We start from the raw sequence: 13,575 nt of genomic DNA, 5'->3' as shown, positions 1-13,575 counted from the left end.
TTTATTTTTACATAGGTTGGATACTGATGCCGTCAAATCTTACTTCTTTAAGCCTTTCACCTAGCTCAAAACCTTCAATTTTAAAATCTTGTACTGCTTCTCTCATAAATCTTGACAATAGCTCTGTGGTCTCTCTAGTATTAAATTCTCTAGTTACTGGACTGTTCCAATTTGTTTTTACCTCCGTCCAGTGATCAATGTTTTTATTTAGGGTAATTTGTGCTGGTACTGGATCAAAAGCTTGATACGGATTAATTTTTTCTCCTTTAGTCTGTAAAAGCTGCTCCAGTACTGGCTCAAGTTTATACGGCAATAAATAAGGTTCTTTACCTCTTTCAACATCAATAATTTCCACGTCTATCGGTAAAATTAGTTCCTTATTTACTATTGCTGCAGACTGAACAATTCCCTGATCACGCATATCATCATCAAAGAACGAATCTACAAATACTCCTTTTTTGGTGGTAGGTTCTCTTGAATTTGCATCACTGCGTAAACGCTCCTGTGCAACCAGCGCATAAAGATCATTTATTCCTTTTTTCATTGCTTCAAGCTCATTCATCGGTACAGCATGAATAGCATTATTCACTATTTTTACCCCTTCGCCTTTTTTCCACGTCTGATGAATGTAGCAGAGCAAAAGCTGTCCAGAGGGAGCTTTAGGCATCGATGGTCGCCAAGGGTGAGAAATTCCTTTTATTCTCCTTACCACTCCTTTGCTATCGATAGTAATTAAATCAAAGCGTGGCATTTTCCAGGTATAATCAATCAGAACCAAGCTGTTATCAACTGCTCCCCTTACTTTACATCCTTGTTCATTTATATCTTCAGGGCTCACCTGAGTACGACAGCGATAAGTTATTTGATAACTACTTCCAGGCGCTGGTTCTTTCCCTGCCAATGACCAATCAATGTTTCCTGCGTTTAGTTTATAATCTACACTATTTTCATAAATTACATCACCTTGTTTTATTTGAATAATCTCCAGTACTGCAGAGTCAGGTATCGGATCAATGGCTCCTGAATATGAACCGTGAGTAACAGTGATGGTTTTTTGAATGGTGATATCTACTTTCTTGATTTCATTAATTGGAAAATCATTAACTTTTAGCTCCATTACTCTTTGGCTATTTGGCTGAAAAGTATGTGGTTCTGATTCAACTGATTTTATATTCGGATCTTCATCAAAAGAAACACGAATACTATGAGGTAACTCAATCTCATAACCATCAACATGAGCTTTGCCCTCATTAATCACGAATACTTCTTTTCCACCTTCTTTATGTAGAAACATTACCTCTAGGCCATTTACAACGTAGGAACCATTGGCTTCTTTATCATAACGAGCAAGAGCTGTAGTTACTATATTTGCTTGTGGTGGCGGTGAATGTTCTATCAATACTCCATTTTCAATATTGTAAATTGGGTAAAATTCCCCATTTGTAGAGTTAACAGTAACACTCTCTGCTTGATGACCCCAAATGGTGGAAACTTTAAGCCTTGCTGCCCCTACTTCTTGATAATTACGTGTACCAACAGCAGGATCACGAAGATTTTCATCCTCAAGTTCTGTAATGGTAGATTCTACGTAATAAACACCGATACGAACTATAGTATTAAGAGGAATAACAAACTCTTCTTTTTCGACTTTTCTAACTGCTCCACGAAGATAGATTTTTCCTCCTTCAAGTGTAACTTTACCAGTTTCTCTATCTATAATACAATTGCTTCCTGTTATAACATCACCATCACGAAATATTGCATCGCCTATGCCTTTAAGCTTAGAGAGAGCATATTCTTGCGTCTCGTTTAATTCTGCTGACTGTAGACCTCTTCCTGCTAGAAACAAGCTTTTTTCGTATTCTTTGTCAGGATTAAAGCGATTATAATAATTTTTAAGTGTCATTTTTTTCTAAAACGTTACAACGAAGGAAAAAGTCTCTCTTGTAGCAGAAGTCCTGATTAATGGTACTGTATGTTCCAAAATCAATAAAATCCCATGGTCTTCTATATCTTGTGGTTCAAAATACCTTTGTCCAGGAGGCAATGTTTCTTTTACCCTTGTACCAACCATAACTCCTAGTTCCCTTATCACTTGATTTGCTGCATCCGTGAAATCGAAAGTAAATTTAAGGTACAAGTTATTAGTTGGTACATTTAAGGGCCTAAACCTTCCAGAAGGAGTTATAAGTTCGCCATTTTCATCACCTGTGCAGAATAGCACTTCATCCGCAGTACGTCTGCCAAGTTCATTCAAGAGCTTTATAGAATTTATAGGTTCAGGTGGTGTGCTTTGAGTATATTCTACAGTAACTGCACTATTTGCCGTGATAGAGCTATTTTCCGTAAGTTTTATTACACCACTACTGCTATCAACTGTATAGTCAACACTTGACTGATACACTGTTTGTCCTGTAAAAACCCTTACATCTTTAATAGTGTGGTGATCTAGAGCTATTTCATCCTCAACAAAAACTTTTTCGACTTGATGACTACTTTCCCAGCTTGCATCACCACTGCCCCAGGCGAGATGTAGAGACTGCTCTTTTATACTTGCTGCTATTGCTGCTCTTCCTGATTGTGTGAGAATTGACATTTGAAAGTTTGACCCCTGTATTATATATATACACGGTTGCTCAACAATTCGTCCAAACAATATAAAAAAAGTTTAAATAATTTTAAGGCAGCTTTTGAAAATCAACTAAACCATAGAAAAGTAGTGCACCAATACAATATTCCACTGTTTAAATAAGATTTTTGGAAATTAGCCAATCTTTCTAACTAGCTTATATCAATTTTCGTTATTGGGAAGACCAAGGTGAATATATTTTACATTTCAGCAATTCACTGGAAATCAAATCCTCTCTTATTCGATTTTCATCTGTCTTATTTAATTTTAGAGAAGTCTTATTTGATCTATTAATAAAATAACTATTGTCTTATTCTATTTTTCATAATAGACAAATTACTCTTATTTAAATTCTGCAGGGTCTCGAAAGAAGAATTAGTAATAAATCTTTGATTATTCGAGGTTTTTATGAAATCTAAAAATTCTTTTTCAGGCGTTGATCCGATAATTGTTAAATATATAAAGTACTATGCTAGCTGTCTTAATTATACTAACTGTTTTATTGATAGGAGTCTTGAAGATATAGAGCTGGAACTTTTTTGTGAGGTTTGGCCTTGCCTTAGTTTGTATGATAAAACAAGAAGTAGCTTTAATACTTTTGTTGCTAATTTAACTAGACGTCGTGCTCGTAACCTCTTGCGTAACCAACTATGCACTAAACGTCAGATTAACTTTGGTATTGATGATAACATACCAGATTCTAAATATCTTGAAGATGATATAATGGTATACATTGACGTAAAAAATATAATCTCAAAATTACCGAAATCTCATAGAAAACTATGTGAGCTGCTTAAGGTTTCTACTATTACTGAAGCTGCAAAAATAACAGGTATACCAAAAACAACTGTCTACAACATTTTAAGGCAAATACGCGATAAATTTTCATCTTTAAAATGAGATTTGCTCGATAAGTTTTGGACGAATTACCTAGGTCACCGTGTATATATATCTGAGTGATTAAACCAGGAGAAAAATGAAAATAATTGATAGAGATGAACGAATGAAGACACAAACAGGAGCAAAAATTGTGATCTTTGGTCCTTATGGAATTGGTAAAACTAGTTTACTTAAAACTCTCGATGAAGCAACAACACTTTGCCTTGATTTTGAAGCAGGACTTCTAGCTGTACAAGACTGGAAAGGAGATTCAACTGAGATTCGCACTTGGAATGAGGCCAGAGACATTGCTTGTCTTATTGGTAAACCTAATCCTGCATTAAGGTCTGATCAGGCGTATAGTCAAAAACACTATGAGCATGTCTGTAGCAAATATAAAGATCTTCTTTCTGAGGTTTCTAAATACCAATGCATCTTTGTCGATAGTATAACCGTTGCTTCACGTTTATGTCTATTATGGGCAAGGATGCAACCTGAGTGTTTTTCTGATAGATCGGGAAAAGAAGACAAAAGAGCTGCTTACGGGTTACTCGCACAAGAGATGATGGCTTGGCTCAATCAATTTCAACACATCAGAGATAAAGACATCATCATAGTTGGCACATTAGGTCAATATCTTGATGACTGCAATCGTCCAACTTGGCTACCTCAATGTGAAGGTGCTAAAACCGCAAGTGAAATTCCAGGTATTGTTGACGAAGTAATCAGTATGGTTGGAATCAAGAAAGATGATGGTACAGAGGTTCGTTCATTTGTCTGTCAGACGATTAATTCTTGGGGATACCCTGCTAAAGATCGAAGTGGTTGTCTTAACATGGTTGAAGAACCGCATCTTGGTAGATTACTTGCGAAAATTAAAGCCAAAACCTTGGCTTCTGTTGCCTAATTTTAAAAGGAGTAATATGGAACAAAGCTTTTTCAATATCGGTCAAAAAATTCCTTTTTTCAGCGTAAAGGAGTATTTAAGTGATCAAACGCCAATACCAGAAGATATAATCTCACCAAGAATTTTGACAAAAAGAGGTCTATTGGTACTGGGTGGCCCACCTAAAATTGGCAAAAGTGACTTTTTGATCTCTTGGCTTATTCATATGGCAGCTGGAGTTTCATTTTTGGGTATGACTCCAAGCAAACCTATGAAAATTTTCTATCTGCAAACTGAAATTGAATATGAATATATGAAAGAACGTTTGCAACAACTTCAACTGGATAACGAACTTTTGAATATAGCTGCCAATAACTTAATCATTACACCAAGAGTACAATTATCTTTCAGCAGTGAAGAAATAGATGAAATTAAAAATGTTATTAAAGAGCGTTTTAAACCTGATATTATTGCAATCGATCCTCTTCGTAACATTTTTAACTCAAGTGAATATGGCAATGAAAATGACAACAGCGCTATGCTATTCTTTTTGCAAAAAACGCTTGAAAGACTGAGGAACATTATTAATCCAGATGCAGGTATAATCCTCACTCACCACACAAAAAAACTGTCCAAAAAGATGCTGGAAGAAGATCCATTTCAAGGCCTAAGCGGTGCTGGATCTTTACGTGGATTTTATAGCACTGGCATGGTGATGTTTGCTCATGATGAAGAAAGCACTACCCGTCAAATAGTGTTTGAGCTGCGAAATGGTGAACGTGTGGCAAGCAAGCTTGTCGATAAGATAAATGGTCATTGGAAGGTTGTAGACCAATGGAGTTGATTCTTTTTTTTACTTAATTTATAGGGAACAATATGCTAACAGATTTTTTAACTGATTTTAATAACGCAAAACTGCAGAGCAATTTAATACCGAAAGGTACAATAGTCAAGGTAAAAATGGCAATAAAGCCTGGAGGTTATGAAAATTGGTTCACTAAAAGCTATGCTACCGGCAGCATCTATTTAAACGCTGAATTTACCGTCACTGAAGGTCAATATGCAAAACGTAAGATTTTTCAAGTAATTGGTATTAAAAGTGGCAAAGCAAGCGTTGAAGGAGAAGATACTTGGGGAGAATCTGGTCGTTCTATGCTTAGAAGCATTTTGGAGTCAGCACGAAATATTCATGCACATGACACTTCAGAGAAAGCGGTTACTGCTAGAAAAATCAACTCTATAGCTGATTTTAACGGGTTAGAGTTTACTGCAAAAATTGGTATTGAATCTGATCGGTATGGAGAAAAAAACAAGATTGCTACTGTTATTACTCCAGAACAATCTGAAGTTGATTGGTTGCCATTTTGAAGTACGACGAAGAGAAGCTCTGGATTGCTGTAATTGAGAGAGCTATCAAAGATGCAGCAGGAAAAAATCTAGAGCTAAAGAAAGAAGCAATAAAATGGTTTGATTCAGAGTCTTTTGAAACTGTTTGTGAGCTAGCTAATCTCAGCTCTAAACGTATGAAAAGTATGTATGGGGGTTTTATGCAGAGAAAGGAAATAAAAGGATTATTGATTGATAATATTAAGAAGTGTGTACCTTACCTAATTCCAAACGGTAATTTTTATCGAGAGAGGACTTATGTTGGCAATTGTGATGGGGATACGATTACAGTTAAAATAGTGGGTAAAGAAGCTGGAAATTGGCGTAATTTTACTAAAGGAATCAGTGGTGATATCATTGATCTTTGGACTTTAGTGAAAGGTGATATAAATTCCACTAAGAAGTGGTTAAATACTAAAGAAAACACAACAGAACATAAAATTACATCGTTTTTAGCAAGGCATTACTTAAATGATAAATCACCAATGCCAAAAGATATAATAGGCCCAAGAATTCTAACTCCAAGTGGTCTTTTGGTCATAGGTGGAACTCCAAAAATAGGGAAAAGTAATTTTCTACTTTCCATGTTAGTACATTTAGCTGCTGGAGTATCATTTCTTGGTATGAAGCCTGCAAAGCCACTTAAGATATTCTATCTACAGAATGAAATGGAATATGATTACATAAGAGAGCGCTTACAGAAGCTAAGAATCAGCAAGAAAATCCTTGATGAAGGAACAGAAAACTTAGTTATTACTAAAAAAGTACAGTTAACTTTGAATGTGGAAAAAATAAAAGAAATTATGTCGGAAAATCTCGATGTAAAAACAGTTGATCTTATAGTGATAGACTCTCTTTTTGATTATAGGAGTATGATCTCTTTTCTGCAAAATAGTATTGATGAACTACGCTCTATAACTAATCCTACGGCTGGAGTAATAGTTACACATTACACCAAAAAAGTGTCAACAACCACGTTAAAAAAGAATCCATTTCAAGCATTGAGTGGTGCTAATGTTTTAAGAAGTTTATATACATCTGGAGTAATGATATTTAGGCCAGAAAGGAATACTCTGCAATTGATGTACGAACTTAAAAACGGCAAACCAATATCAACAAAATTCATAAATATGGTTAACGGACGCTGGATAGCTACAGCTTAACCAAATTTCTAAACTTTAAACATATTGGAGATTTTATGGATATCTATTGTGATTTTAATACTGTGCCTTCCAAAAAAAATGGAAGTTCTAAATTATCAGAAGAGAAAGAACAGCTAAAAGATCAACTTTTACTAAATATCAGATCTTGTCTTTCATACCTATTACCAAGAGGGATTTTTCGTGGTGATAAGTTTTATGTAGGCAATATACAAGGTGATAAAGGCAAGAGTCTAGTAGTAGAATTAAGTGGCAGTGAAGCTGGCCTATGGCATGATTTTGCAACAGGAGAAGGTGGTGACATTATCGACCTTTGGGCGGGAGTAAATAGAAAAAGTACTAGAACAGAGTTTACTGAAGTAATGGACTCTATAGCTGAATGGCTTGGTCATTTTAAAAAGATCAAAACTGACAAAACTGCAGGTAATCCAACTGCATATTGGGATTATTACGATGAAAAAGGCCAAGCTCTTGTTAGAGTATATCGTTATGATGATAATGGAAAGCGATATCTTCCTTTTGATATTAAAAGATCCGACTTTGGAACGCCAGAGATAAGACCACTCTACAACATTCCAGGTATCTTAAAGTCCGATAAAGTTGTTCTGGTTGAGGGAGAAAAATGTGCAGAAGCTCTGATAAAACAAGGTATTACAGCAACAACAGCAATGTCTGGAGCAAATGCACTTATTGAGAAAACAGATTGGACTCCACTTAAAGGTAAAAATATTATTATTTGGCCAGATAATGATGAACCAGGTAAAAAGTATGCTGAAAATACTACTACAAAACTTATTAGTTTAGGTATTGCATCACTTTCTATGATTAAAATTCCAGAGAATAAACCGAAAGGCTGGGATGCTGCTGACTATTTACAAGAAAGCACAAACGTCTCTGATTTTATCAAGAACAACGCAAAAAAAGTAATGATTAAACCGCCACTAAAGATTTTAGACTGGAGTGCAGAACGCTTTGTAGGTCCGGTACCAGAGCAAAAGTTTCTTGTTGAGGGAGTATTTCCTTTAGGAGTTACTTCAATAGTGGCTGCTATGGGAGATACAGGTAAAGGCATGCTTCTTCTTGATCTAGCACTTAAAGTTATAAGTGATAAAGATCAGATATGTAGTTTTGGTTCATTTGTTACTGAGCATGGATCAGTGGTAATTTTTTCAGCAGAAGATGATGCAAGTGAGATACACCGCCGCTTAGAACGACTTGACCCTAAGTGCGAAAGGTTAAAACATAAAGATAAATTATTTATTGTACCACTGCCAAATGTCAGAGGATCACTTACAATACTCAGAAATGTTCGTGGTAAAATCGTTGAAATTTCTCCTGAATTTGAATCAATCATGAAGCAGCTCGAGGAAATAAAAGATCTAAAACTGATAGTATTTGATCCACTTGCTTCATTTATTCATGCAGATATAAATGCTGATCCTGCTGTAGGAGATTATCTGATGTGTTTGCTATCTGATCTAGCGTGTAGTACTGGAGCTTCAATTATTACTGCTCACCATATGAGAAAACCAAAAGGAGAAAAACCTATACTAACTGTTGAGCAAGCAAGAGATGCAATTAGAGGTACCTCTGCCCTTGTTAATGGTGTTAGATGTTCATATGCTTTTTGGCCAATAGAAGATACAGCTAAGCAAGAAATCTTTAGGTCAATGGGTGAGACTCCAAGACAAAATGCTTTATTTTCCGGGGCAGTTGTTAAAGCAAATGGGTTAGCTGATCGCACTGTACGTACTTACCTAAGAAATCAAGAAACAGGACTACTAGAAGATATAACGGCACAATTAAAAGTTAAAGACATTAGTGATAAAAGTCTTAAGATATACCTTGTCAATGCAATTAAACGATCTGCTATTGCAGGACATCCATTTACTCATACAGGAAGCACAGGAGTATATAAACAACGGCATAGGCTACCTGAAATCTTTCACAGTATGGGAAGAGATAGATTAGAACGTGTGGTGCAGGAGCTTTTGCAGGCAAAACAATTAGTAAAAGGAATGTCTAAAGGTTCAAGAGAAGATAAGTGGCTTGACGTTATAACAGGACCATTTGCTTGTGGTATAGGAAAATTCACTCCTGGAGCTGAAGATTTTAGCTGTAGACAAAGCTTATAAGTCTCTATCTTTATTTACAAATCCCTCATACAGGTTTAAAATACTATAAATAGGGATTCTAAAATATACTATCAGTTTTCTTAATATATTATCAAATTATTTATCATTATATGATACAACTTACAGCATATTTATAGTAAGGTGTTAATCATGAAAGAGGCAAAGAAGAATCCAGTAGTTAGATTAAAGGCTACAGCTAAAGAATTTAATTTTCTTAAATTAAGAACAGATCAAGCTAATAAATTAGCGAATTCCGGTGAAACAATGTTCTTAGATTTTCAAAGGATGAATTTTATTATTAACGGAAAAGAGATAGATAAAAATCTTATTATTGCATTTAAGGAAGGAGCTAAAGATTATAAAAATGAGATTTTTAACCGTGATAATTTTGATAACCTCTCTGAAGAAGGTAAAGCTTTTATGGAACCAGTACTTAAGGAGCTTGATCAAGATAGACTATCTGAAGTTTGGGAAAATCATTGTAATAGCCCTACAGTTGCTGATGAAAAAAAAATTGATGAATATAGAAAGGAATTTGAGAGATTTTATAACACAGGGAGAAGCTCTTATCATCTATTCTCCAAAAAAGATTACCGTGCATTAGCAAAGGAAACTTTCAAGGAAATGTTTAGATACGCTGAAGCAGAAATACCAAGTGATGCTATTTTAGAAGAGTTAGTCACCAATTGTAATCAAGCAGGGTATGGGGCTGGTATATTTAATGAATCTCATGCAGCACTCAGTAGTTGTAGCTTAATTCCACACAGTCCTAAAAAAGCGCTAAACATTTACTGCACTGATCACAACTGCATAAAAGTGACGTCTGATATGGCAATGCCTATAACCACGGTTGACAATCCGGAAGAGAAAATATGCGACCTATCCAGCTCATTAGAATTCACACTCGAATCTCAAAATGACAAAGATGATATAATATATAAAGAAGGTAAATTATCACTCACTATTCCTGAAGAGTTAAAAAATTATAAAGATAATGGCAAGAGCTTGTTTGACATTATTAAAGAATATTTTCAGAAATTTTGTGCAGAATTAGGATTTAAACATAAGACAAAAATACAAATAGAGCATGACTTAGGTACTCAAATCAAAGTAAGTAACTACTTAGGTGACACAATATCAATCACAGGATCAGATGCAAATAAAGAGTTTATCCATCTTTTAAGCAAAAATCTCAGAGGGAGGTTATTGGAATCAGGAGTTGCTCTAGGAGATGAAGATGTTGATGGTATTATTGAAGTTAGAGTATCTGCAGTTATGGATCTACTTAGTGATTATGCCAAATTGGAAGATAATAAAGAAAACAGGGAGTTATTAATAAGTGAAGTAGCAGATAATTTAGGGCTTTCCTTTCAAGGTAAAATATCATCAGAAGTATTAGGATCTTTACCTTTTTTGATAAAAGATAAGGTTAATCATAACCAAGTTCAGTTTGTTGTAAATATTTTTACCAATTTAATTATTGAAGGGAAAAGCGAGATGTATGAAAAAAAGGGTGCGATTAATGCAATTGATGCAATTCATCAGAAGGTAGATAAGGCAATTGTTGAACAAGAAAAAAAAGCAACCAACAAACAAGATATAGAAAATGATAAATGGACAGATAGAATCAAAAAACAGAGATTATCTATGGAACCACATGAACATTTACATTAAAAACACTGGTATGCTCTTTAAATATCTTAGAACCTGTCTTGAAAAGAAAAAAAGGGAATGATGAGGTAAGTTAAAAATAGGAGGTAAGAATTGTATCCAAGCGATATAAGTGACAAGGAATGGGAAATTTTGGAGCCACATGTTGCACAAGGAGCAATAGGGAGGCCAAGGAAGCACAACATCAGAGCAATTATTAATGCAATAAGGTATATAATGAGAGGTGGCTGCCAATGGCGAATGCTGCCAAAAGACTTTCCGCCGTGGAAGACTGTGTATGATCATTATTTTAGATGGCGTAATAACGGAAAATTGCAGGAAATACATGACACTTTGGTGAAAAAGGTAAGAGAAATGGTTGGTAAAAATGATACACCATCAGTTGGGATAATAGACAGCCAGTTAGTAAAAACAACTCAAAAAGGGGATCTAGAGGTTACGATGCTGGCAAGACAATAAAAGGCCGTAAACGCCATATTATTGTAGATACATTAGGCCTAATCAATGTAGCTGACGTTCATAGTGCAAGCGTTCAAGATCGTGACGGCGCTCTGAATCTTTTTTCTCAAGCTAAACAGAAAACTCCAACATTACAGAAGTTTTTTGCTGATCAAGGATATACAGGTGAGCTTCAAAATCGCTGTTTTCTGAAGACAGGATGTCTACTCACAATTGCCAAAAAAGCTAGTGATTCTGTAGGGTTTTAGGTCATTCCTAAGCGATGGATTGTTGAAAGAACTTTCGCTTGGCTTTCGAATTTTAGGCGCATGAGTAAGGACTATGAACACTCGCCACTTACTTCAAAAACTAATATCTTCTTTGATATGATTACTATTATGCTTGCTAAATTAACCGTTTAAATCTTTTCAAGACATGCTCTTAGAGTTTAATCTATTTTTTTATTCAATCTACTTAATCAAAAATATTAACTTTGGAGCCAGAAACTACAACCTATTATAAGCTATGATTTCAATTAAAAAGGGATAAGACATCAAATGGTTGAATTACATTCCTGATTCCTGGGTTATTCACTAAACAGTTAGAAATCAAGGAAGCTAAAACCTGCATAAAACCTAGACTTTTTGACCTACATTCCTAAAAGCATTCCTAGTAACTACATACTTAAAGTTAGCTAATATGGCTGATTTTACCATTCCTAAAACTCTTATATATTATATATATATAATAACAATAGTAATAAATAATAAATAAAATAAATATATAAACTACAAATAAATAAAACTTATCAAAAAGAAGGAAGATCAAAAAGACCACCGAAAAACATTATTTAGATTTAATGAAAAAAATACAATTTAGAGACAATTGCGGTTAGTACGATTTTAAAGGGATTTTAGTGTGCCGTAGAGACACAAAGACTGTTCAGAAAAGAACAAGCTGAGTGCAAAAGCTACGCAACAGATGAGGGTGGGCCCCTTGAAGCCGGTTTACAAGAGCAGGCTTCAAACAACATACTGTAATTGCGATTGAATGATGGAGAGACATACTCCATTATTTTAGCACGAAGTAACAAGTTCAATGAATCTGTTCTTCAAAAATAATTTAAACCTTTACAGTAGGAGTAGTCTTATGAAATATTATAGCGGATTAGATGTGTCATTCAAAGAAACTTTTGTAAGTATCGTTGATGAGAAAGGAAAAATTGTTAAAGAAGAAGTTGTTGCAAGTGAGAGCAGTGCAATAGCTGAGTTTCTGCTTAGTCAAAGCAGAGAATACGAATCCATAGGAATAGAAAGTGGGCAATTGTCAATATCGATGTGCAAAGAGTTAAGGAGCTTTGAATTACCAGTAATTTGTGTAGATGCGAGGCATATGGCAGCAGCATTGTCTGCGAGAATCAATAAAAACGATAAAAATGATGCAAGGGGTATAGCACAAATGATGAGAGCTGGGCTGTATAAAGAGGTATTAGTAAAATCAGATGAGTCTTGTCAAGTTAAGGTAACGCTCGGAAGTAGAAGGCAGTTAATGTATTGCAGAGAGCAAATTATGGGAACAATAAGAGGGCTATTGAAGATATACGGAATAAAGCTTGGCAAGAAGTCAAAGATTGTAATCTTTTCTTTAAAAGTGCAAGAAGCAATAAAAGATCTAGATAAAGTCAGTAAGGATTCAATTGAAGCATTAGTTTGTAGTTTGGAAATAATAGAAGAATCAATAAAAAAGCTTGATAAAATATTATCAGAGAAAGGCAAGAAAGACGAAGATTGCAAATTATTAACTACTGTACCAGGAGTTGGTATTATAGTAGCAATGACGTATAAGGCTACAATTGATAATCCACATAGGTTTGAAACATCTGATACAGTCGGAGCCTATATGGGATTGACGCCAAGACAGTACGCTTCTGGAGAAGTTAATCGTCATGGTAGCATATCAAAGATGGGACCGGTAGAATGTAGAAATATGTTGTATGAAGCTGCGCATACAATACTGACAGTTAGCAAGAAAAAATTCAAATTAAAAAGCTGGGGAATAAAGCTTGCAAAAAAGAAGGGTGTAAAGAAAGCAGTAGTTGCATTAGCAAGAAAACTAGCTGTAATTATGCATAGAATGTTGGTTGATAAAACAGAATTTTATTATCAATAAACACTAAAGGAGTATAGGACAATAATTTTATTGAAAGTAAAGATAGTAATGCCGATGGAAGGGATAAGCAAGAGCTATGGTTGAAGCGTAGACTTCGTAAACAACATGTTGCCATCCACTTCCGCCCTAACAAGTATAGTGCGGCTTGGCTAAAATTAAACTAGCCATATCAGACCGCGGAGAGAACCATGGAAGCATGCTATTTTTAATTTATATCAAGGA

10 protein-coding genes and 1 pseudogene are annotated in these 13,575 nt (G+C 35.0%); 9 read left to right on the top strand and 2 right to left on the bottom strand.

The genetic code is table 11. From position 1 onward, the window contains the following. Positions 1-7: 7 nt before the first annotated feature. Both MJ631_RS01725 and MJ631_RS01720 read right to left on the bottom strand, forming a co-directional pair. Entirely contained in the window at positions 8-1,906 is a 1,899-nt protein-coding gene (locus MJ631_RS01725; RefSeq protein WP_262986576.1) for a DUF4815 domain-containing protein, read from the bottom strand. Between the two features lie 6 nt (positions 1,907-1,912). After that, complete coding sequence (locus MJ631_RS01720) at positions 1,913-2,596, bottom strand: hypothetical protein (RefSeq protein ID WP_262986575.1); 684 nt, start codon at positions 2,594-2,596, stop codon at positions 1,913-1,915. A 441-nt stretch (positions 2,597-3,037) separates the two neighbouring features. Between MJ631_RS01720 and MJ631_RS01715 the strand changes: the two genes are divergently transcribed. The 9 genes and pseudogenes from MJ631_RS01715 to MJ631_RS01675 all read left to right on the top strand — a co-directional run bounded on the left by MJ631_RS01715 (position 3,038) and on the right by MJ631_RS01675 (position 13,353). Further along, the gene (locus MJ631_RS01715; protein WP_262986574.1) at positions 3,038-3,529 is read left to right on the top strand and encodes a sigma-70 RNA polymerase sigma factor region 4 domain-containing protein; all 492 of its coding nucleotides are present in this window, start codon (positions 3,038-3,040) and stop codon (positions 3,527-3,529) included. A 76-nt stretch (positions 3,530-3,605) separates the two neighbouring features. Then, positions 3,606-4,415 carry an ATP-binding protein gene (locus MJ631_RS01710; protein ID WP_262986573.1) on the top strand — a complete coding sequence of 270 codons (810 nt, stop codon included), beginning with the start codon at positions 3,606-3,608 and terminating at the stop codon, positions 4,413-4,415. A gap of 16 nt (positions 4,416-4,431) precedes the next feature. After that, a complete protein-coding gene (locus MJ631_RS01705) occupies positions 4,432-5,238 on the top strand; it encodes a helicase RepA family protein (RefSeq protein WP_262986572.1) in 807 nt (268 codons plus the stop codon). Between the two features lie 32 nt (positions 5,239-5,270). Then, a complete protein-coding gene (locus tag MJ631_RS01700) occupies positions 5,271-5,762 on the top strand; it encodes a hypothetical protein (RefSeq protein ID WP_262986571.1) in 492 nt (163 codons plus the stop codon). Next, a complete protein-coding gene (locus MJ631_RS01695; RefSeq protein WP_262986570.1) occupies positions 5,759-6,943 on the top strand; it encodes a helicase RepA family protein in 1,185 nt (394 codons plus the stop codon). Before MJ631_RS01700 ends, MJ631_RS01695 begins: the two co-directional genes overlap by 4 nt. A gap of 35 nt (positions 6,944-6,978) precedes the next feature. After that, a complete protein-coding gene (locus tag MJ631_RS01690) occupies positions 6,979-9,075 on the top strand; it encodes an AAA family ATPase (protein ID WP_262986569.1) in 2,097 nt (698 codons plus the stop codon). Between the two features lie 150 nt (positions 9,076-9,225). After that, a complete protein-coding gene (locus MJ631_RS01685) occupies positions 9,226-10,749 on the top strand; it encodes a hypothetical protein (RefSeq protein WP_262986568.1) in 1,524 nt (507 codons plus the stop codon). A 90-nt stretch (positions 10,750-10,839) separates the two neighbouring features. Further along, positions 10,840-11,606 (top strand): annotated as a pseudogene (locus MJ631_RS01680) (IS5 family transposase). A 727-nt stretch (positions 11,607-12,333) separates the two neighbouring features. Then, complete coding sequence (locus MJ631_RS01675; protein ID WP_262986354.1) at positions 12,334-13,353, top strand: IS110 family RNA-guided transposase; 1,020 nt, start codon at positions 12,334-12,336, stop codon at positions 13,351-13,353. Positions 13,354-13,575 lie beyond the last annotated feature (222 nt).

It is taken from the genome of Wolbachia endosymbiont of Oryzaephilus surinamensis (assembly GCF_025617515.1).
Lineage (GTDB): Bacteria > Pseudomonadota > Alphaproteobacteria > Rickettsiales > Anaplasmataceae > Wolbachia.
Note: the sequence above shows the minus strand (reverse complement) of the source record. Positions and strands in the feature narration are given on the sequence as shown.

Bases quoted from the DNA above. Each gene is read 5' to 3' on its own strand.
- MJ631_RS01725 (WP_262986576.1), bottom strand. From the start codon at position 1,906: ATGACACTTAAAAATTATTATAATCGCTTTAATCCTGACAAAGAATAC.
- MJ631_RS01720 (WP_262986575.1), bottom strand. From the start codon at position 2,596: ATGTCAATTCTCACACAATCAGGAAGAGCAGCAATAGCAGCAAGTATA.
- MJ631_RS01715 (WP_262986574.1), top strand. From the start codon at position 3,038: ATGAAATCTAAAAATTCTTTTTCAGGCGTTGATCCGATAATTGTTAAA.
- MJ631_RS01710 (WP_262986573.1), top strand. From the start codon at position 3,606: ATGAAAATAATTGATAGAGATGAACGAATGAAGACACAAACAGGAGCA.
- MJ631_RS01705 (WP_262986572.1), top strand. From the start codon at position 4,432: ATGGAACAAAGCTTTTTCAATATCGGTCAAAAAATTCCTTTTTTCAGC.
- MJ631_RS01700 (WP_262986571.1), top strand. From the start codon at position 5,271: ATGCTAACAGATTTTTTAACTGATTTTAATAACGCAAAACTGCAGAGC.
- MJ631_RS01690 (WP_262986569.1), top strand. From the start codon at position 6,979: ATGGATATCTATTGTGATTTTAATACTGTGCCTTCCAAAAAAAATGGA.
- MJ631_RS01685 (WP_262986568.1), top strand. From the start codon at position 9,226: ATGAAAGAGGCAAAGAAGAATCCAGTAGTTAGATTAAAGGCTACAGCT.
- MJ631_RS01675 (WP_262986354.1), top strand. From the start codon at position 12,334: ATGAAATATTATAGCGGATTAGATGTGTCATTCAAAGAAACTTTTGTA.